General features: G+C 59.4%; 15 protein-coding genes. 7 read left to right on the top strand and 8 right to left on the bottom strand.

The features are described from left to right. Positions 1-7: 7 nt before the first annotated feature. Positions 8-1432 (bottom strand): Y-family DNA polymerase, encoded by a 1425-nt coding sequence (locus OOT55_RS05220; RefSeq protein ID WP_265368080.1) that lies wholly within the window; start codon positions 1430-1432, stop codon positions 8-10. A gap of 1 nt (position 1433) precedes the next feature. Then, positions 1434-2135, bottom strand: a complete 702-nt coding sequence (locus OOT55_RS05215) for a hypothetical protein (protein ID WP_265368079.1) — start codon at positions 2133-2135, stop codon at positions 1434-1436. A 185-nt stretch (positions 2136-2320) separates the two neighbouring features. Between OOT55_RS05215 and OOT55_RS05210 the strand changes: the two genes are divergently transcribed. Together OOT55_RS05210 and OOT55_RS05205 are read left to right on the top strand one after the other, a co-directional pair. Further along, entirely contained in the window at positions 2321-2938 is a 618-nt protein-coding gene (locus OOT55_RS05210) for a redoxin domain-containing protein (RefSeq protein WP_265368078.1), read from the top strand. Between the two features lie 82 nt (positions 2939-3020). Beyond that, entirely contained in the window at positions 3021-3416 is a 396-nt protein-coding gene (locus OOT55_RS05205; protein WP_265368077.1) for an ectoine synthase, read from the top strand. A gap of 69 nt (positions 3417-3485) precedes the next feature. Here OOT55_RS05205 and OOT55_RS05200 read toward each other — a convergent pair whose 3' ends face one another. Genes OOT55_RS05200 through glgB form a run of 3 tightly spaced genes read right to left on the bottom strand, consistent with a single transcriptional unit; the run spans position 3486 to position 8770 of the window. After that, positions 3486-5069, bottom strand: coding sequence for a PQQ-dependent sugar dehydrogenase (locus tag OOT55_RS05200; RefSeq protein WP_265368076.1), 1584 nt, complete (start codon positions 5067-5069; stop codon positions 3486-3488). Positions 5070-5105: 36 nt separating this feature from the next. After that, a complete protein-coding gene (glgA, locus tag OOT55_RS05195) occupies positions 5106-6581 on the bottom strand; it encodes a glycogen synthase GlgA (protein WP_265368075.1) in 1476 nt (491 codons plus the stop codon). Beyond that, positions 6578-8770 carry a 1,4-alpha-glucan branching protein GlgB gene (gene glgB, locus OOT55_RS05190; RefSeq protein WP_265368074.1) on the bottom strand — a complete coding sequence of 731 codons (2193 nt, stop codon included), beginning with the start codon at positions 8768-8770 and terminating at the stop codon, positions 6578-6580. The genes glgA and glgB overlap by 4 nt, the downstream gene beginning before the upstream one ends. Before the next feature lie 318 nt (positions 8771-9088). On the opposite strand from glgB, the gene glgC reads away from it, so the two are divergent. Genes glgC through OOT55_RS05170 form a run of 4 tightly spaced genes read left to right on the top strand, consistent with a single transcriptional unit; the run spans position 9089 to position 14010 of the window. Further along, positions 9089-10357, top strand: coding sequence for a glucose-1-phosphate adenylyltransferase (gene glgC / locus OOT55_RS05185; RefSeq protein WP_265368073.1), 1269 nt, complete (start codon positions 9089-9091; stop codon positions 10355-10357). Continuing rightward, positions 10347-12068, top strand: coding sequence for a glycoside hydrolase family 57 protein (locus tag OOT55_RS05180; protein ID WP_265368072.1), 1722 nt, complete (start codon positions 10347-10349; stop codon positions 12066-12068). The genes glgC and OOT55_RS05180 overlap by 11 nt, the downstream gene beginning before the upstream one ends. Next, positions 12068-13576: a 4-alpha-glucanotransferase gene (gene malQ / locus OOT55_RS05175; protein WP_265368071.1), complete on the top strand. Its 1509-nt coding sequence runs from the start codon at positions 12068-12070 to the stop codon at positions 13574-13576. Before OOT55_RS05180 ends, malQ begins: the two co-directional genes overlap by 1 nt. An 8-nt stretch (positions 13577-13584) precedes the next feature. Continuing rightward, complete coding sequence (locus OOT55_RS05170; protein ID WP_265368070.1) at positions 13585-14010, top strand: PilZ domain-containing protein; 426 nt, start codon at positions 13585-13587, stop codon at positions 14008-14010. 79 nt (positions 14011-14089) lie between these two features. Here the strand turns inward: OOT55_RS05170 and OOT55_RS05165 are convergent, their stop codons facing one another. Together OOT55_RS05165 and OOT55_RS05160 are read right to left on the bottom strand one after the other, a co-directional pair. Further along, positions 14090-16222, bottom strand: coding sequence for a 3-hydroxyacyl-CoA dehydrogenase NAD-binding domain-containing protein (locus OOT55_RS05165; RefSeq protein ID WP_265368069.1), 2133 nt, complete (start codon positions 16220-16222; stop codon positions 14090-14092). Between the two features lie 10 nt (positions 16223-16232). Beyond that, positions 16233-17543 carry an acetyl-CoA C-acetyltransferase gene (locus OOT55_RS05160; RefSeq protein WP_265368068.1) on the bottom strand — a complete coding sequence of 437 codons (1311 nt, stop codon included), beginning with the start codon at positions 17541-17543 and terminating at the stop codon, positions 16233-16235. A gap of 218 nt (positions 17544-17761) precedes the next feature. Here OOT55_RS05160 and OOT55_RS05155 point away from each other — a divergent pair, with 218 nt between their 5' ends. After that, positions 17762-18781 carry a diguanylate cyclase gene (locus OOT55_RS05155; protein WP_265368067.1) on the top strand — a complete coding sequence of 340 codons (1020 nt, stop codon included), beginning with the start codon at positions 17762-17764 and terminating at the stop codon, positions 18779-18781. Here OOT55_RS05155 and secD read toward each other — a convergent pair. Next, positions 18773-21076 carry a protein translocase subunit SecD gene (gene secD / locus OOT55_RS05150; RefSeq protein ID WP_265368066.1) on the bottom strand — a complete coding sequence of 768 codons (2304 nt, stop codon included), beginning with the start codon at positions 21074-21076 and terminating at the stop codon, positions 18773-18775. The two genes, OOT55_RS05155 and secD, sit on opposite strands and share 9 nt — an antisense overlap. Positions 21077-21094: the final 18 nt, after the last annotated feature.

The following is a 21094-nucleotide window of genomic DNA, read 5'->3' as shown; positions in this document are numbered from 1 at the left end:
TTCACAATTACGCGAAATACCCTTGTAAAAACCATCCTGAACGGTTCGGCTCCCGAAACGCCCAGCACCACTGTCCCTGGGCATTACGCACGATGTAATAGTCCCGAACCTGGGGCTCACCGTCCCACCATCCGGTGGTAATTCGCTCTGGCCCTTCGATGATTTCAAGGGGTTGCAAGTACGCCTGTGGCTCGGCTAGCAGAAAGGCGGGGCGCAAGGCGGGAGGGACGGGCTGAGCCGCTTCGGTGCCTCGGGCTGTCGGCGACGAAGGCTCAAGGGGAGGGGACTCAATACTGGCTCGCAGCGGCCTGAAGTCTTCCTCAACCATCAGGCCCCGGACCCGGTCTGAACCCAGCCTCGCTTGAAGTAGCGCCACCAGTTGGGCCGGTTCCATCGATGCGCCGTGGCGTTCACCGAGCAGGTCTCCGGAGGTCCCGGGGCGGGGCATCAGCGTGCGGGCCGTCAGCGTCAGCCCGCCTACCGGGGCCTCCAGCGGATGCCGCTCCAACGTCAATTGGACCAGGGGGCACCAGCGCTCGGCACGGGACTCCCCCTGCGCCGCGCCGATGGTGAGCGAAAGAGGCTCCCGGTTGCGCAACTGCAGCGTCAGTTCAATTCGCTCCACGACCCTGTCCCGGTGGTGTAGAAACGCCTCCAGTTCCTCCAGCAGCCGTCTGATCCAGGGGGTCAACGAATGGCTGGACGTCAGTTCACAGGGCAGCTCCCGATGCTGACGAAAGTAATCCGGTGGCTGATAGAAGGGCAGGGGGTGGGGCAAGTAGCCGACGAGCCGGCTCACGTATTCGGCCAGCGGTCGGTCAAAGCGCCGGGACAGCGCCTTGGGTGGGATATCCAGTAATCCGCTCAGGTGCTTGATGCCAAGCCGATGCAGGTGCTCCTGTGTTTGTTCTGGCAATTGGGTGGCGCTGAGCGGGCAGTCCCGGATGGCTTGCCGGAGTCTATCAGGGCATTCAATCAGTGGCGCTTCCGGGGAGTGGGCCAGCAGTTTGGCGGCCAGTGGGGTATGGCCGGACGCCAGCCGGGCTGACAGGCGACGGCGGCTCAAAAAGCGCGTTATTTTTTTGCAATAATTGTCAAATCCATTATGGTACTTAACCATTCTTGAGGCGCCAAGCCACATTCCACAGGGAGGGTCTGTAGATATGTCACCTGAAATATCGTATAACCCGTGGGCCAGCTCTTCCAGGCGACGCGTTTCAATGGCTTGCTGGTAGGGCAGTAACTGGACCTCCCGGCAGAGCGCTGCGGCGGTTGCCAGCCCCATTCCCAGCGTAATTCCCGCGCGGGAGGCCGGTTCATTCAGTTGTACTACCCGGTTGTCCCGCTCATCCACAACGGCCACGGGGCAATCGTCATCAGGGGCCTGGGTATCCAGTTGCAGTCGAGGTAGCCGGAGGTAGAGCCAGAGCATGTTAAACCGCCTCTGCTCCGTCGTGGCGTTGCTGGGCGTGGCGTTGCTGTACCGCTGGTCCCTGCCCGGGGTGAGCCTGTGGTCGGGTCAGTTCCGGCCACTGTTCGGTCATGACCACGGTGAACGGTGCCAGTGGTCGCCCCTGTCGACAGCGACGTACCTCGACCCGGACGCCTTGTGGAACGGCACTTAGGGCCAGATGCAGATCGATGGGCAGGTGGGGAATCTCCAGAGTGGGTGGCGAGAACAAAAACAGCGTGGATTGGCCGGCACGGGCGGCCAGCTGTAGACGCCGGGCCTGGATCGGCTGTAAACGCTGCGCCAGCCACAGACAGGCACTGCCACAAGTGCCGCTTTTCAGGCTCTGCTCGGTCGCCCAGAGGGCGGCTTGAGCCGTGTCGGGGTGGAGCACCAACAGCTTCTCCAGCGTCACACCGCCACCGAGCCAGCCTTCGGCCCCTATCCGGTAAGGCGGGGCAATCAGGACTGTGAGTCGGGACTGTTTCCCCATGGATGGCCACAGCAGCCGCAGTTCGCCAATGCCCGGAGCCGCCTGAATCACGACCACTCCGGCGCCGGGGAGGCCACCCAGTCGCTCGTCCAGTTCTGGCCAACCGCTGTCACGCGCTTCCAGCGGACGGGCGGCATCGCGTCCACGCCAGACCAGGCGTCGCTGCTTGAGTTGTTCCAGGTCGGGGTTCAAGTATACCTCGCGAGAAAATACTGTATATAAAAACAGTATAGGCCCGTCAGTCTGCCGCTGTAAACCATAGAAACGGCTGAGAATTCACCCTGAGTCTGTTAGGATGCGAGCCTGTCGTATGTCTGCATCGCATGCGCGTATGACGTAGCAGACAACATGTTCAGTCAATACAGGAGCCTCGTTGAATGAAGCCGTTTCTGGGTCACCTATTGTGCCTCTCATCGCTGCTGATGCCGGCCGCCGCCCTGGCAACCGCCACCCCGGGAGATCCCGCGCCGGCCTTTCGGGCCAATGATGCGGCGGGCCAGCCCCATACGCTCACGGACTATATTGGGGATTGGGTCGTACTGGAGTGGTTTCATCCGGGGTGTGAAGCGGTTGAGAATCACTATGACAGCGGCAATTTGCCCCGCCTGCAGGAGCATTATCGGGAGCAGGGAGTAAAGTGGCTCACCATCATTTCCTCGGCGCCCGGCCCGGACAATGTGATTGAAGCGGAAGAGGCGTTGGCACTGGAGGAGAGCCATGACCTGCGCGCCAGTGCGCCGGTTCTACTGGATGACACCAGTGTGGTCGCGCGTGCCTATGGCGTCAGCAAAGCCCCTCAGATCTACATCATCGACCCGCGTGGCACGCTGGTGTACAGCGGTGCTCCGGATGACAGTGATGGCTCCAGTCCCGACGCCATTGAGTCCGCCACCAGTTATATTGAGGCCACTCTGGAGGCCGGCATGGCGGGAAAAGAGGTGAATATATCCCGGACGGAGGCCTACGGCTGTGGATTGGATCTGGACATTCAGTGACAGCTGGAGGAGCGCCCGTGGGGTCACGGGACCATTTCGGTTATAATGGTCGGCTGAACATTCAAGTCAACGAGGAGCATTTATGAAAATTGTACGTGTGCAGGACATCATCGGCAGTGAACGCGAAGTCAGCGCACAACAGTGGACCAGCCGCCGTCTGTTGTTGAAAAAGGACGGAATGGGTTTCTCCTTCCATGAAACCATCATCAAGGCAGGCTCCGAGCACACGTTCTGGTACAAACACCATCTGGAAGCGGTTTACTGTGTGGGCGGTAATGGTTCGATCACCGACCTGGCCACGGGCGAAACCCATGAAATCACCGATGGCACTCTGTACGCGCTGGATAAGCACGACAAGCACATCCTGCGTGGAGGCACTGAAGATATGCGTCTGATCTGCGCTTTCAACCCGCCGGTCACCGGTCGTGAAGTGCACGACGAAGACGGTGCCTACCTGCCCGATAACAGCGAAGACTGATACATTGTCCGGGGTGGGCATCGCCCGCCCCGACTTTTCTCCCCGGCCGTTCCCGAGCCGGTGTTTCCGTCAATCCGGCGTTACCCTGAGTACTTCCCCCTCCGGACTGTCCGTCACAAGATACACAGCCCCGTCCGGGCCGACCCGAACGTCCCGAATGCGTGCCTGCAGCTCACCAAACAGCGGCGCCTGTTCCGTGATCACCCCATCGGTGAACGTCAGCCGATGCACTTGTCGTGACGCCAAGCCACCGACCAGTAAACTGCCTTCCCACTCGGGAAATAAGGTACCGGTATAACGCGTCAAACCCGAAGGCGCGATGGACGGCGTCCAGTGCCAGAGCGGTGGGCGTATGCCGGGCCATTGCTCGTAGGGTGAGACTCGCGCTCCGGTGTAATCCAGCCCATGGGTCACTGCCGGCCAACCGTAGTTTTCCCCCGGTACCAATATATTGAGCTCATCGCCACCTTTGGGGCCGTGCTCATGGCTGAACAGCGTGCCGGAGGCGGCATCAAAGAACAATCCCTGCACATTGCGGTGGCCCAGGGTGTAGAGCTCCGGGGCGGCCCCTGTCTGACTCCGAAACGGATTGTCGGTCGGCACCGAACCGTCGGAATTGAGCCGCACGGTACCGCCCAGATGATTGCTCACATTCTGTGCCTGCTCGCGATAGTCAAAGCCGTCCCCCAGCGTCATCACCAGCGTGTCATCTTCCAGCCAGGCCAGACGGCCACCGAAGTGGGCTGATGCGGTTTTGGCGGGTCGGGTCCGGAAAATTTCCTGGACCGCCCGCAGGGCCGAATCCTGCCACTGGGCACTGGCCAGACAAGTATGGTTGGCGCTGTAGGTGCCGCAGGCGTAGCTCAGATACAGTCGGCGACTGTGCTCGAAATCATTGGCCAGGAGCACGTCAAACAATCCGGATTGACCCTGGGCATAGACCTCGGGAACACCTGAAATGGGAGCGTGCAAATGACCCTGAGCGTCGATATGGCGCAGTCGCCCCGGGCGCTCAGTCACCAGCAGGCCGCCTTCCGGGAGAAACGCCACGGACCAGGGGTGTTCGAGGTCCTGGGCCACGGTTTCGATCCGGTAATCTGCCGACTCATTGGCTGAGGCGGGTTCGGGAAGCAGCCCGATCGCACCGACGAGCACAAGGGCCGCGGATGTAGCCAAAGGTGATCGTACCGGTCGAGTCGAGCGGTTGGGGCGCCAGCGGGCGAACAGCCAGCCGGCCAGTGCGGCGCAGGCCAGCAGGGCCAGAGTGCCGGAAGCGGATCGGGTGGCTGCAATCAAGGTCGGCATGGGCGCAAGGGCATCAACCAGTTTCAGGGTGACCGCAAATCCCACAGCCGCGCCCAGCGCGCAAAGCAGGGGCTGCCAGACGGGAGGCAGCCAGCGGTTGATCAGTAGGGCGACCGGTTGTGAGACCAGAAAGCTGCCGCCAAACAGAGCGGCGAATACCGGACCAAAGAACAGCAGATCCTGGGCGCTGGTCACCAGCCGCACAGTTAGCGGGACGGGAAAACCCATGGACTGAATGGCCAGCAGATTGAATTGCGTTTGAACCAGACTGCCCAGCAGTGTACCCACAAGCAGGGCCGCGATAAATGCGAGCAGCCATCTGGACCAGGAAGGGAGTGAAGTTGGCATGGTCACCTCTGTGCAATGGAGCCGAGAGTGTACCATTCAAGCGTTCTGCTTTTTATCCTCCAGTGCCAACTCATAAATTCGCTCATACTCGGCGGCGCTTCTGTCCCAGGAGTAATCACCACTCATGGCATTCCACTGTCGTTGTTGCCAGGCTTCCGGGTCCTGATAAAGGGCGAGGGCGCGTTTGAGTGTGGCTCGAAGCGCCTCGACACTGGCCGGGGCGAAGGTGAAACCATTGGCTGTCTGCGGATCATCACTGTCAATGACGGTATCTTTCAGACCACCAACCGCGTGAACCAGAGGCAGGGTGCCGTAGCGTAGGCTGTATATCTGGTTCAGACCGCAGGGCTCGAACAGCGAGGGCATCAGAAAGACATCGACACCGGCTTCGATGCGGTGCGCCAAGGCTTCGTCATACCCGAGCGTGACCGACAGGCTCTGGGGGTAGTCCTGTGCGAGCCCGGTAAAGGCCTGCTCATAGGCTTTGACGCCTGAGCCCAACAGAGCGATCTGAACGTCGCCCCGGGCGAGCAGTTCCGGCAGGGTGGCCAGCAGCAGGTCCAGCCCTTTCTGTTCCACCAGGCGGCCAATAAATCCCAGTAATAACTTATCCGGCGCATCCGCCAGGCCCAGCTCGGTGCAAAGGGCCCGCTTGTTGTCCGCCTTGCGGACCAGTCGCCGTCGATCATAGGGTACGGCCAGACAGGGATCCCGGGCGGGATTCCACGCCTGCACATCAATGCCATTGATGATACCGCTGAGTGCTTCTCGCCGGGCTCGGAGCAGGCCATCGAGGCCGCAACCCAGTTCGGGGGTCTGGATTTCCCGGGCATAGCTTGGGCTGACCGTGGTCAGCCGCTGAGCGAATACCAGACCGGCCTTGATGAACGACAGCTGTCCGTAAAACTCGAGGAAGTCCGGCTGCCACAACCAGGGCGCCAGCCCCAGTCGGTGCATCGCCTGGTAGTCAAACAGCCCATGATAGGCGAGATTGTGAACGGTAAACACGGTCGCCGGCGACGCTGCTTCCCGGGCCAGCATCTCGCAGACCATCGCCCCTTGCCAGTCATTGGCGTGCACCAGGTCGGCTTTCCAGTCGATGCCGGCCCGTCCCATCGCCAATTCGGCCGCAGCGCGACACAAAGTATAAAAACGCTGGTCATTGTCTGGCCAGTCGACACCTTCGGGTGTCACATAAGGGTTACCCGCACGCTCGGAGAACGCGGGAATATCCACCAGCCACACCTGTACCCGGGTGCCGGGCAGGCGCGTTTGCCAGAGTGTCACGGGGGTTCCGTCCAGGTCGATCTGTCCTCGAACTTTGAGCGCTGGTGGTTTGTCTTCGCGTTGATCGGAGCGCAACCGCTCAAGTACCGACCGATAGGCCGGCAGCACCAGGCGCAGGGAGTGACCCCGTTTGATCAGGGCTCGGGGCAGGGCACCGGCAACGTCCGCAAGTCCGCCGGTCTTGATCAATGGAAAGGCTTCACTGGCCAGAAAAAGAATATTCATGTCCGGTCGAGATCGAGAATGATGGCACCCAGTGGTGGCAGTGTCAGTTCAATGGAATAGGGACGGTTCATCCACGGGCGATCTTCGGACGCCAGCGGCAGCGGGTTGCCGACATTGCTGCCGCCATAGTAGGTGGAATCCGAGTTGAAAATCTCCCGGTAGTGTCCCGGGCTGGGGACGCCGAGGCGGTAACCTTCCCGGGGGGTTGGTGTGAAATTCAGAATGACAACAACAAACCCATCGTCGCTGGCACGCAGGTAACTGATCACAGACTGGGGGCTGTCGTGACAGTCAATCCATTCGAAACCATCACTGCGAAAGCTGCGCTGGTGCAACTCGGTACGACTTTTATAGAGCCGGTTCAGATCGGACAGTGCGGTTTTGACGCCCTGATGTGGCTCATAGTCCAGTAATAACCAGTCCAGTTCGCCGTGATGGGCCCACTCTTTCCATTGTCCGAACTCGCAGCCCATGAACAGCAGCTTGGTGCCCGGGTAGGTCCATTGGTAGGCGTAAAGGAGACGCAAATTGGCAAAGCGTTGCCAGTCATCACCGGGCATTTTAGTGAGCATGCTGCCTTTGCCGTGGACCACTTCGTCGTGAGAAAACGGCAGCATGAAGTTCTCGGTGAACGCGTAAATCAGACCGAACGTCAGCTGATCGTGATGGTAGTGACGGTAAATCGGGTCCCGGCTCATGTAGAGCAGAGTGTCATGCATCCAGCCCATGTTCCATTTCATGGAAAAGCCCAGTCCGCCCACCCAGGTGGGACGGGTCACCTGAGGCCAGGCGGTGGACTCTTCAGCCAACACCAGAGCGCCGGGGTGCTCGCCGTGGCAGAGCTCGTTGAGTTGGCGAAGAAAATCGATCGCTTCAAGATTCTCATTACCCCCATAGCGATTGGGCAACCAGTCGCCTTCCTCCCGCGAGTAATCCAGATAGAGCATGGAGGCCACCGCATCGACGCGCAGGCCATCTATATGAAACTCTTTCAACCAGTAAAGCGCATTGGCGAGCAGAAAGTTGCGCACCTCGTTGCGGCCATAGTTGTAAATCAGTGTCCCCCAGTCCCGGTGTTCCCCTTTACGGGGATCTTCATGTTCATATAACGCGGTGCCGTCATAACGGGCCAGGGCGTGCTCGTCTTTTGGAAAGTGGGCGGGAACCCAGTCAAGCAGGACGCCAATGCCGGACTGGTGGAGGTGATCCACAAAGTAGCGGAAATCATCGGGGGTGCCAAAACGGCTGGTCGGGGCATAGTACCCGGTGGTCTGGTACCCCCAGGAGTCGTCCAGGGGATGTTCGGTAATAGGTAACAATTCGACGTGAGTAAAGCCCAAAGGTTTGACGTAGTCCACCAACTGGTGCGCCAGGGTCCGATAATTGATGAAACCGCCGTCTTCGCTGCGGCGCCAGGAACTCAGGTGCACCTCGTACACCGACAGGGGGGCACTTTGCCAATCCCAACGGCTTCGCTCGACCAGCCATGACTGATCCCGCCATTGGTAATCGGAGGGGGCGGTTACCCGGGCGGCGGTTTTGGGGCGAACCTCAAACACCTGACCGTAGGGGTCCGTCTTCATCTGGATATGACCAGAGTGCCGGTTGCGGATTGAATACTTATAGAGAGTGTTGGGCTTCAACCCGGGAATGAACAGCTCCCAAACGCCGCTGCCTCCGCGCACCCGCATGGGATGAATCCGGTCGTCCCAGTGGTTGAAGTCACCCACCACACTGACCCGTTCGGCCGCCGGCGCCCAGGTGGCGAACAACACGCCGGCCACGCCGTCGACAGTTCGCGGGTGTGCCCCCAGCACCTCGTACACCTGCCAGTGCCGACCCTCGCCAAACAGGTGCAGATCCATATCGCCCAGTTGTGGCGCGAAGGTGTAAGGGTAGTGCGCGGTATGGGTGCAGTTGTGGTGGTCCTGCCATTCGATTTCCGGGTGTTCGGGTAGCTGCGCTGCCTTCCCTTGCCACGACCAGAAATCTGACGCCGCTTCTTTGGTTAAAGTCAGTTTGTCTTTAACCCCGTAGAGAACCGCTTGGCTTGCCTGAGGTAAAAACGCGCGAAACAGAAGGGTATCCGGCTTTCCCGGTACCGGGTGTCGACCCAGCACCTGAAAGGGATCGTGGTGTCGTGCCTGAGCCAGGCGTTGGCTGGCTTCCTTCAGAGCAGTCGCTGGCATGGGAGAGGACTCACAACATGTATGTCGTTAAAGCGTAATAGGGATAACGGTATATTACCAGCGGTTTGTGACCTTTCTGCCAAGTTGCTTTTGCCGCCACAATTTGTGAGGCAAATTGATTTTGGACAAGCAGTATCGCACTTTTTAAGACTACACTTAGAGAGCAACTTGAACGGTAACTTCGAGTGGCCAACGGATTGCCTGAACAGTTTAGTGGCAGCAGGGATCCTTGGCACTGTTATTGCTGACCTATGAAAACGCGTGCCCGTTATTCGACCGTCGAATAAATGGCGCACCGCTCGCTTTTGGGGATCCATTATGCTTACGTCAACATCCGGCCGTTTTGTCAGCCGCCTTACCCGGGAAACCCTTGCCATCGTTCTGGCCGGCGGAAGAGGATCCCGCCTCCATGAGTTGACCAACTGGCGCGCCAAACCAGCGGTCCATTATGGCGGTAAGTTCCGCATTATTGACTTTCCCTTGTCGAACTGCGTGAATTCGGGCATTCGCCGAATCAGTGTGTTGACCCAGTACAAATCCCACTCCCTCGACCGGCATATACAGCGCGGCTGGGGTTTCCTTGGTGGTGAACTCGGTGAGTTTGTCGAGTTGTTGCCCGCTCAGCAGCGGATGGGGGAGAGCTGGTATGCGGGTACGGCCGATGCCGTGTGGCAGAATCTGGATATCATTCGTCGCCATAATCCCGCCTATGTACTGATTCTGGCCGGCGACCACGTGTACAAGATGGACTACGGCACCATGCTCGCGGCCCATGTGGAGCGCGAGGCGGACATTACCGTCGGCTGCATTGAAGTGCCACTGGAACAGGCCAGCGCCTTTGGCGTGATGAACATCGACACCGATAACCGGATTACCAAGTTTCAGGAAAAACCCCGGGACCCGGAACCCATGCCCGGCTCGGACGATCAGGCCCTGGCGTCCATGGGGATTTATGTCTTCAACACCGAAGTGCTGTTCCGCGAGCTTCTCAATGACCAGAACCTGCCCGGTTCCTCCCATGACTTCGGCAAGGATATTATTCCCTCACTAATGAAAAGCCACCGGGTCATGGCCTTTCCATTTCGCGACCCGATTACCGGCGGCAAGGCCTACTGGCGGGATGTGGGCACCATCGACTCGCTCTGGGAAGCCAACCTGGAGCTGACCGGCATTACGCCGGAGCTGGACCTTTACGACTCGGAATGGCCCATCTGGACCTATCAGGAACAGGTGCCCCCGGCCAAATTCGTCTTTGACGATGAAGGGCGCCGGGGCAACGCTGTGGACTCGATGATTGCCGGTGGCTGTATTGTCTCCGGAGCCCAGGTGCACCATTCGCTGCTGTTCCCCCGGGTTCGGGTTCACTCCTATTCCGAGATTACCGACTCGGTGTTGTTCCCCCGGGTGGATGTCGGCCGGAACTGCCGGATTCGACGCGCCCTGATCGACAGGGGCTGCCAGATTCCGCCGGGAACGGTGATCGGATTCGATCCGGAAGAGGACAAAAAGCGCTTTCATGTGTCGACAAAAGGTGTGGTGTTGGTGACCCCGGAAATGCTTGATGAGGCATACCCCCATGTGTTCTGACAATGTCAAACCCCGGGTGAAAGTGGTGTTCTGTTGGCATATGCACCAGCCGGATTATCGCGACCGACTGACAGGGGAATACTACTTCCCCTGGACCTACCTGCATGCGTTGAAGGATTACACCGACATGCTCGTCCATCTGGAGGATAACCCCAAGGCTCGGGCCGTTGTGAATTTTTCGCCCATCCTGCTGGAGCAGCTCGACGACTACCAGGCCCAGGTGGATGATTATCTCGATCACGGTACCGCCATACGCGATCCGATGCTCGAGGCACTGGTGCAGGACCAGTTACCCGAGCCAGGCAGCGAAGCGTATGAGACCCTCGCCCAGAACTGCTTGCGGGCGCACAGGGATCGGATGATCGAGCGCTTTCCGGCCTACAAATTTCTGGTTCAGGTGCTGGAGCAAACCACTGACAGTCCGCAACGCCAGTGTTATCTGAACCCACAGTTCCTGATTGACCTGGTGGTCTGGTATCACCTTGCCTGGCTGGGCGAAAATCACCGGCGCGACGACCCGCGGGTTCAGACATTGCAGTCCAAAGGGGGAGGCTTCACGGATCAGGACCGTCGGACCTTGCTGCTGGTGATTGCCGAACAGTTGCGGGCGATCAAACCCCGGTACCGGGCCCTCAGGGACGAAGGGCGGATCGAGTTGGCCATGAGCCCTTACGCTCACCCGATTTTGCCATTGCTGCTGGACTTCAATAGCGCACGGGAAGCCATGCCGGACGTCGTTCTGCCAAAGTCGGCCGCTTACCCGGGCGGTGAAGCGCGAGCTCATTGGCACCTCAAACAGGGGCTTGAGGTGTTTGAGCGCTACTTTGGCTCACGTCCGAAGGGCTGTTGGGCATCGGAGGGAGCCCTCAGTGATCAGACATTGAAGCTACTCTCGGAGGAAGGGTTTACCTGGACCGCCACGGGAGACTCCGTGTTGCACAACAGTCTCAAAAAAACCGCCAATGCCAGGCAGGCGCCCAAACATCTGCATCGTGCCTTCACGTTCGACCAGCAACCGATCCGGTGTTTTTTCCGGGATGATGGGCTGTCCGACCTGATCGGTTTTCAGTATTCGGACTGGCACGCCGAAGACGCCGTCGGTGATCTGATCAACCATCTGGTCCGCATTGCGGATGAAAGCGATAACCCCGAGGCCTGTGTGATTTCCATCATCATGGATGGTGAAAACGCCTGGGAGTATTACCCGGAAAATGCCTGGTATTTTCTGGAAGCCTTGTACCGACGCATCAGCAGTCATCCCCGTCTGGAAATGACAACCTACGAATCAACGCTGGACGATGCAAAGCTGAACCCTGTTGCGCTCGATCACCTGGTCGCAGGCAGTTGGGTCTACGGCACGTTTTCCACCTGGATCGGTGACCGGGATAAAAACCGCGCCTGGGACATGCTCTGTGAGGCAAAAGCCGTCTACGACAAGCATTGCAACACCTTGTCCGACGCCGAACAGAGTGCGGCGCAGTTGCAGTTGGCTCAGTGTGAAGGGTCCGACTGGTTCTGGTGGTTTGGGGACTATAATCCGTCCGAAAGCGTCCGGGATTTTGACTACCTCTACCGCCGACACCTGACCAACCTGTATCGACTACTCAAACAGCCACCGCCGGATTATTTACAGACTGCCTTCAGCCATGGTGGTGGAGCACCGGCCGCCGGTGGAGTCATGCGTCGGGGCCATGTGGAGGGCAGTACCTGATGGCCTTGCGCGATTTACCTCACCCATTGCTGCAGGACCGGCGGGCCGGAGTGCTGCTGCACCCGACGTCGCTACCCGGTCCGGGAGAGCAGGGGACCTTGGGGGCGGATGCCTTCCGGTTTGTGGATTTTCTGGCCGAGTGTGGTTTTACCATCTGGCAGATGTTGCCGGTAGGCCCCACCCATGCCAACCGCTCGCCCTACCAGACGTTGTCCATCAACGCCGGCAATCCATCGCTTATCGATCTGGATGATCTTGTGACCAGAGGGTGGCTGACACCGGAGCAGCGTCAGGCACTCAGTGGTGAACGGGCGCGGCGTCAAGCGGCCGACACGTTCTTCTCTCAATATGATCAGCACCCGGAGCAGGCCGAAGCGTACGAACGTTTCTGTCACACTCAACGCCAGTGGCTGGATGACTATGCATTGTTCATGGCGTTGCGGGAGTGTTACCCGGACGGTGACTGGACACAATGGCCGGATGATATCCGTCTGCGCCGGGCCCAGGGCATGGCCCGCATGCGTCGGGAGCTGAGTCAGAGCATCGAAGCCCGTCGGTTTGAGCAGTTTGTGTTTGACTATCAGTGGCAGGCGCTGCGTCAGTACGCTCGCACTCGAGAGATCGCGCTGTTTGGTGATATGCCGATTTTCGTGGCACACGACAGTGCCGATGTCTGGGCCAATCAGGACCTGTTCAAACTGGATGTACAGGGTCAGCCACTGACTATTGCCGGTGTGCCACCGGATTACTTTTCCGAAGACGGGCAGCACTGGGGCAATCCGCATTACAACTGGGATGAAATGCAGGCCAGCGGCTTCCGCTGGTGGCGTCAGCGACTGAACACACAATTGCTTTGGTTCGATCTTATCCGATTGGATCATTTCAGGGGACTGGAAGCCTTCTGGGAAATCCCCGCCACGACCCCGCAGCCGCGTCTGGGGCGCTGGGTCGAAGCACCGGGACGCGCGTTGCTCAACAGTCTGTTCCGAGAGCACAAAAATCTGCCTCTGATTGCGGAAAACCTCGGGTTCATCACCCCGTCGGTTGAAGCGCTGAGAGAAGAGTTCCGCTTACCCGGCATGGTGGTTTTGCAGTTTGCGTTTGATGGCAACCCCGACAACCCCCACCTGCCGCATACCTACGACCCTCACTCTGTCGTGTATACGGGCACCCACGACAACGACACCAGCCTGGGTTGGTATCAACAACAGCCCGAAGCGGTGCGCACCCGGCTGCTGGAATACTGCCATAACAGCCAGGAACCCATGCCCCAGTTGCTGGTGCGACTGGCACTGTCTTCTGTAGCGCAGATGGCCATCATCCCGCTCCAGGATCTGCTCGGTCTTGGGTCGGAGCATCGTATGAATCGCCCGGGCACCGAGGATGGAAATTGGCAATGGCGCTTTGTCTGGCCCCAGGTGCCCCCACACCTGAACGAAACACTCCATCACTGGCTGACGCTCTACGGGCGGCAGCCCAATTTACCCCTGCAGCCACCAAGATCATGAGGTAACCCATGGAGCATCGATGCAGTCGACGAGTCCCGCTCAACATCAACACGCTGATCTACAAACACGGTGTGCCGGTGGCGATGGGGCGGATCAAAAACGGGAGCAGTCACGGGCTGTATCTGGAAACGGACTACGAAGACGTCCGTGAGTTGCAGAAACTGGAGCTGGAAATCCTTTTGGGTGATCGTGTTAAAGACAACCGACGTTGCTGCGTGGCGGCGCTGGTGGTACGGAAATCGTCAACCGGTATCGGGTTGGAGATGGAGATGCTGGAAGAGCAGGGTGCCAAACCGCTGCGTGAGTTCATCGAACAGCGCCAGCGCGACCCTCATCGGCTGAACCGGGATTTAATAGCCAATACAGCGGCTCGGGCCGCACAGCTGACTCCTGATGAAACACTGCCGGTGCGTCGTCCGGTCCGTCATTCCTGACACCGTCGCTCAATCTAGTTGAGTTACTCCGACGCCTTAACGCCCAATCAAAAGGGGCCGGTGGCCCCTTAAAGAGCATTCAGGTCTCTGCGTCAGAAGAGGCCGCCTCCGAGGTCCACCCCGCATCCGGTGCGAAACGCTGACCATGCAGCTGTTCAAGCTGCTGTAACCGTTGATGAATATCGGCAAAGCCCCGTTCATGGGCGTATTTCATCGGGCCGCCGCGGAAGGGGGCGAAGCCGGTGCCGAAAATCATGGCGCCGTCGAGCAGTTCCTCATTGTCGATAACCCCTTCGCGCAAGCAGGCCATACAGGCATTGAGCATGGGCAGAATCAGTCGGTCGAGTGTTTCTTCCGGAGCTCGGGGCGGGGTTTTGCGTTTTTTGGGCTTGCCTTTGTCCCATACGTACAGCCCTTGACCGGTTTTCTTACCGAGCTTGCCCTGGTCCACTTTATCCTTGAACCACCGGGGCGTTTCCGGCAGTTCGGTATCCAGCCGTTCGCGCAACATCTCAGCCACGCCCAGGCAGATATCCAGTCCCACCTGGTCGGCCAGTTCAATAGGACCCATGGGCATACCGAAATCCAGCGCTACTCGATCAATACTTTCCGGGCTGTGGCCTTCATCCAGCATCACGATGGCTTCGATCAGGTAGGGGGTCAACGCCCGGTTGACCAGAAACCCGGGGGCACTGGATACGGGAGTGGGTAGCCGGCTGATCTGACCGACAAATTTTTTCGCGCGCTCGAAGGTTTCGCTGTTCATCTTCGAGTGCTGTACCACCTCCACCAGCAGCATCTGCGCGACCGGGTTAAAGAAGTGCACGCCCACCATACGTTCCGGATGCTTCAACCCGTCCTGGAGTTGTTCCAGCGGAATGCTCGACGTGTTGGTCGCCAGAATGGCGCCGTCTTTCAGCTTCGGCTCCACTTCGGCGAACACCTTGTGTTTTATTTCCAGTTTTTCCGGCACGGCTTCCAGTACAAGGTCGGCCTGGGCAATACCATCGTGATGAAAATCCGGAATCAGCCGATCAAGCACCGCCCGAGTATCGGCACTGGAGAAGCGCTTCTTGCGGCACAGGGCCGCCGTTTTGCCAATGGCCTTGGCAATCATTTCAGGCTGGGTGTCAAACAGCGTGACCCGAAGCCCCTGAATGGCACACCAGCCGGCGATGTCGCCGCCCATGGCACCGGCACCAATAACGTGTACTTGTCGAATGGGTGCCACCTGCGGATCAACGGAGGTGAGTGCCTTCATTTGTTCGCGCAGGAAAAAGACCCGCACCAGATTGCGCGAGGTGTCACTGGTCAGCAGCTTGGCAAAGGAGTCCACTTCGTGGCGTAAGAGGTCGGTTCCGTTGCGACCGTATTTTTCCCACAGATCCACCAGGGCGTAGGGGGCGGGGTAATGTTCCGGTGGTGCTTTTCGGGCGGCCTGGGTACGCATTTTTTTGCCGACAAACCGACGCAGTGGATCAATCCGGAACAGCCTGGCCTGCCAAGTATTTTTGCGTTTTTTAACCTTCCCGGACATGACGGCGCTGATTGCATTGGCCACGTGCCGTTCCTGTACCACCAGATCGACCAGGCCCTGCGCTTTGGCTTTGCGGTCACGGGTATTCTTCCCGGTCAGCATCATGGTCATGGCGGCCACCGGGTGAATCAGATCCACTAGCCGGCCGGTGCCGCCCAGGCCCGGATGCAGGCCCAGTAGCACTTCTGGTGTGCCCATGGATGCGCCGGCCACCGCTATGCGGTAGTCACAACACAGAGCCAGCTCAAGACCACCGCCAAGCGCTGCGCCGTGAATCACCGCCACCGTCGGGTAGGGCAGGTCGACCAGTCGCTTGACCAGCCCGTGAGCGCGGGTCAGCTTTTCGCTCACTTCCTGCTCGCTGTGCAGATGCCGAAACTCCTTGATATCAGCTCCCACGCAGAAGCTTCCCGGCTTGCCCGAGCGTAGCACCAGGCCCGTGGGCGGATTGTCCTGCAAGGCATCCAGCACCTGACCCAGCTCCTCCAGCACATCGGCTGAAAGGACGTTGACGCTGGAGTCGGCTTTGTTGAGCAACAGCCAGGCAACATCCTGTTCATCCCGGCCGAGTTGCCAGTGCTGCCAGGGACCGGGGTTATCCCTGGACGGTTCGTGGCCAAAGGGCCCCAGCTCCAGGGCGCGCGCTTGCAGGGCAGAATAGACGGGACCAGTCATGGCGCTCTCCTTAAACTCGTTCGATCATCATGGCGCCGGCCTGGCCGCCACCGATGCATTGGGTGGCGATGCCACGTTTGAGACCTTTGCGCTCAAGGGCGTTGAGCAGGTGCAACACGATGCGGTTACCGCTGGTGCCCACCGGATGCCCGAGAGCGACCGCGCCGCCATCAATGTTGAGCTTGTCACGGTCAATGCGACCGAAACAGTGCTCCAGCTTGAGCGCTTCGCGGCAAAACGTTTCATCTTCCAGCGCTGCCAGACAGGCGAGCACTTGCGCGGCAAAGGCTTCGTTGAGCTCCCACAGGTCGATGTCGTCGAGCCGGTACTGGTGACGTGACAACAACTGCGCAATACTCATCGCCGGGCCCAGGCCCATGATTTCTGGGTCCAGGGCGGACCAGCAGCTATCGGTAATCACCGCTCGCGGCGTCAGGTTGTGTTTCTTTACCGCTTCTTCCGAAGCCAGAATCATCCAGGACGCACCGTCAGTGATCTGGGAGCTGTTGCCCGCGGTCACGATGCCGTAGGGGCGTTCGAACACCGGTCGAAGTTTGGCCAGATGCTCCACCGAACTATCCGGCCTAACACCATCGTCTTCTTTGTAAATGCGCCCGTCAGAGGAAATCGCCGGAACCACTTCGTTGTCCAGCCAGCCTTCCCGCTGGGCCTGGGCCAGGCGCAGGTGACTGCTTACCGCGTATTCATCGGCTTGGGCTCGGGTAATGCCGAACAGTTGGGCGATGACTTCCGCCGTCTGCCCCATATTGAGTTCTACAATGGGATCGGTGAGACCACGCTCGAGCCCGATCACGGGTTTGAACAGGGAAGGGCGGAACCGTCCCAGCGCCTTCAGTTTGGCCATGGGGCTTTTGGCGAGTTGTAAGTCAGCCAGCCAGTTCACGGCTTTCTGCTGTAACAGCAATGGCGAATGGCTCAGCGCTTCCGCACCGCCGGCGAGGATCAGATCGGCACTGCCCCCCTGAATGGTCCGGTAGGCTGTGTCGATGGACTGCATCCCCGAGCCGCAGTTGATCTGCACCGTAAAGGCAGTCATGGCCTCGCCCATGCCCAGGCGCAGCGCCGCCACACGCGCCGGATTCATCTCCTCGGAAATCACATTCACACAACCGAGAATCACCTGGTCAAATTCGGTGGGGGCCATCGGTTGGCGCAACAGCAGGGGGCGTCCGGCCTGGACCGCCAAATCGACCGGTGTGAACGGGCCCGGCCGGCCTCGCGCTTTCAGAAAGGGCGTTCGGGCGCCATCGATCAAGTAGACCGGGCGTCCCTCGGATGGTGAATTCGAATCATTCGCCATGGTGGCTCCTTGTAAAGTCACGGCATTCGACAAGTTCAGCTTCAAGCATAAGGCTTTAGGGCACCGAGCGCCAACTTTGGCGAACCCTTCTGATTCCGGTCCGGCCATAAGCGGTATACTCTTGCGACAAACCAAAAATCAAACTAACCTAGACGATCAAGCTCGCTGTGTCTGACGGAGTAGCGGGTGTTGTGAAAACAACAGAGTGAACCGGGACGATGGGGCATATAACCAGCAGCGAAGCATCGCTCATAGAGGCCTTTGATCATTATTTTCAGGTGTTCCTGACCGGTCGTAACCCAGAAGCATCCGCAGCTCTGGCAACGGATGGCATTACCGGTTTCGGCACAGGGCGGGACGAGCGTGTTTACGGGTTGGATTCGGCGCTGCACCTATACCAACGGGAAGTGGAATCGGTCCCCGATCCCATTCACTTCACCGTGCACCGGCGCAAGGCCATCCTCCTGGACGATCAATACGGGCTGGTCATGGGCGAGATGGACTGGCACACCCAAATACGGCAACGCAAAGTCACCTTTTTCGGGGTTCGGGTATCGCTGATCATGACTCGCGATGGCGGCCACTGGAAGGTGGTTCACAAGCACCTGTCCCAACCGTCCACCGCCCATGGGCCCGATGAAGGCTATCCGCTGAGGGAAATTGAAGCCGAGTCCATCGTACTGGAACGCATGGTTGAGCAGCGTACCCTGGAGCTTGAGCAGGCGCACCGGGAAATGCAGCGCCTGGCCGTTACCGACCCGCTGACGGGGCTGTTTAACCGAGTCAAGATTGACGATGTCCTCAATTTGGAGCTCAGTCGTCAGACGCGCCAACCGGATCCACTGTCGGTGATCATGTTGGATATTGATGATTTTAAGCCGATTAACGACCGGTACGGCCATCGCAAAGGCGATGAGGTGCTGGCCCAGTTCGCCAAGATACTGACATCCCGCAGCCGCAAAACCGACTGCCTTGGACGCTGGGGCGGAGAAGAGTTCTTGATTGTCTGTCCCAATACCGAACTGGCGGCCGCCGAGCAACTGGCCGAAGATCTCCGTCGAGCGATTGCCTCCCATCCGTTCGATCTCGACCAGCCATTGACGGCCAGCTTGGGCGTGGCCGAAAGCTGTTTTGGCGACACGCCCGAAACGCTGGTGGAGCGTGCCGATGTCGCGCTCTACACGGCCAAACACCAGGGGCGCAACCGAGTGACTGGCGCGCCCCTGGCCTCAGGGTAGCGCATCCAGCTCGGCCCGAAGCGCCTCTCCTGTGGGCTTGAGTTGAGGCAGCCCTTTTGCCGTGCGACGTTCGCTGAGCCAATAGAGGATCGGAGCGGCAATAAAGATGGACGAGCTGGTTCCCACAACGATGCCAAACAGCATCGGCCAGGCGAAGCTCTGTACTGCGGCGCCACCCGCAATCGCCATTGGAACAATAGCCAACACGGTGGTGATTGAGGTCAGTAAGGTGCGGCTCAATGTCGCGGAGATACTGTCGTTAAACAGCGTCCACAACGATCGATCTGGATCCAGGCGCAGGTTTTCCCGAATGCGGTCAAACACCACCACCTTATCGTTCACCGAATAGCCGATCAGCGCCAGCAGGGCGGCCACCGCTGTCAGATTAAACTCAATGCCTGTCAACGCAAAAAAGCCAACGGTTTTTGCCAGATCCAACGCCAGCGTCAAGGTCGCCGCCAGGGCGAAATGTGATTCAAACCGGAACCAGAGGTACATCAGCATACCGCCACCGGCCATCAAAACGGCGAGAATCGTTGCCTCGGTAAAGTCTCCGCTGACTTTGGGGCCCACCATATCCACCCGCGGAAAACTCGCGTCGGGGTCGGCGGCCAACACGTCGGCTTTCAGGTGTTGCACCAGTGAGCCGGAAGCGACGTTATCAGCCGTTTCGGTGGGCAAGCGAACCTGAAACACACCCGCCTCGCCAAACTCCTGAATCGCCGCACCCGCGAGGGCCGGGTCCGTCAGCTGGTCGCGCAACTGTTCGACGGACAGGGCCGGAGCGCGAACCTCCACCACGCTACCGCCGGTAAAGTCCACACCGTAGGTCAGCCCCGGTGACACAAATAGCCCAATGGACACCAGAGACAGCACCGCCGACAGGGCGATACCGGCAAAACGGGCTTTCATGATATTCAGCGGCGCTTGTCCGGCCCTGTTCATCCAGGCCAGGCCGGGTATCACCAGCGCACGGCGCCCGAGGCGCCTGACTCGCCACTCCATCAACACCCGGGCCACGGCAATGGCCGTGAACAAAGAGGTCAGCAGGCCAACCGCCATGGTGACCGCAAACCCCCGCACCGGACCGCTACCGAACAGAAAGAGCAAACTGATGGCAATCAGCGTGGTGACGTTCGAGTCCAGAATGGTGGCCCAGGCACGGCCAAACCCCGCATCCAACGCCTTCCAGGCGCGACCACCCTGAGCGACTTCCTCGCGAATACGTTCATTGATCAGAATATTGGCATCCACCGCCATCCCGATGCTCAGGATAATGCCCGCGATTCCCGGCAAGGTCAGCGTCGCCCGAAACAGACTGAGCACGCCAAAAATCAAGGCGATATTCAGCGCGAGTGCGGCGCTGGCAATCAAGCCCCAGCGCCGATAAACCACCAACATGAAACCAAACACCAGCAGGGTACCCAGTAAACCGGCACTGACGCCCATGGCGATGGAGTCACTGCCCAGCTCCGGGCCCACCGTGCGCTCTTCCACCACGTCCAGCGGGGCGGGCAGGGCGCCGGCCCGTAGCAGCAAGGCCAGATCACTGGCTTCCGTGGTGGTAAATCCTCCGCTGATCTCCCCGCTTCCTCCGGCAATGACGGAGCGTATGACGGGCGCGGTGATGACCTCACCGTCCAGAACCACCGCCAGTGCCCGCCCGATGTTATCCCGGGTCATATCGCCAAAACGACGGGCGCCGTCGTTATCCAGCTTGAAGTTGACAACCGGTTCCCCGGTATCCGGGTTGAACGCCATCTGTGCATCGCGAATGTGCTCGCCTTGCAGGGCAACCCGTTTTTCCAGGCGATACAGCGACTCCTCCTCAGGCCCCGACAACAGCAACACCGGTCCAACGGATTGATCATTGACGGCCCAGTGGAACGTCATCTTCGCGGTCGTGCCCAGCAGGGTCCGAATTCGGCTCGGGTCATCCACACCGGGCAGCTGTACCAGAATGCCGTCTTCACCCTGGCGGGTGACCGTGGGGTCGGTCAGCCCGGTTTCGTCCAGGCGCCGCCGGACCATCTCCAGGCTACGCTCAATGACATCGTCCAGAGCGGCCGCACGCTCGGCACTGGACAGCGCCTCAAAGCCGAGATCCGTCGTATCAACGTTCAACAACAAGTGAGAACCACCGCGCAGATCCAGGCCCAGGGCGAGTTGATTGGTGGTGTACCAGGAAGGCAAGGCCTCACTGATGGATTTGGGAAGCAGGTTGGGTAGGGCGCTCAGCACGCCCAACAGAATCACCAGGCCATACACGATGGCCCGCGTTTGCAGGGATTTCATGGGAATTCCTCGTTTAAT

The organism is Marinimicrobium sp. C6131 (genome assembly GCF_026153455.1).
Lineage (GTDB): Bacteria > Pseudomonadota > Gammaproteobacteria > Pseudomonadales > Cellvibrionaceae > Marinimicrobium.
This window is presented reverse-complemented; position numbering and strand designations above follow the sequence as displayed.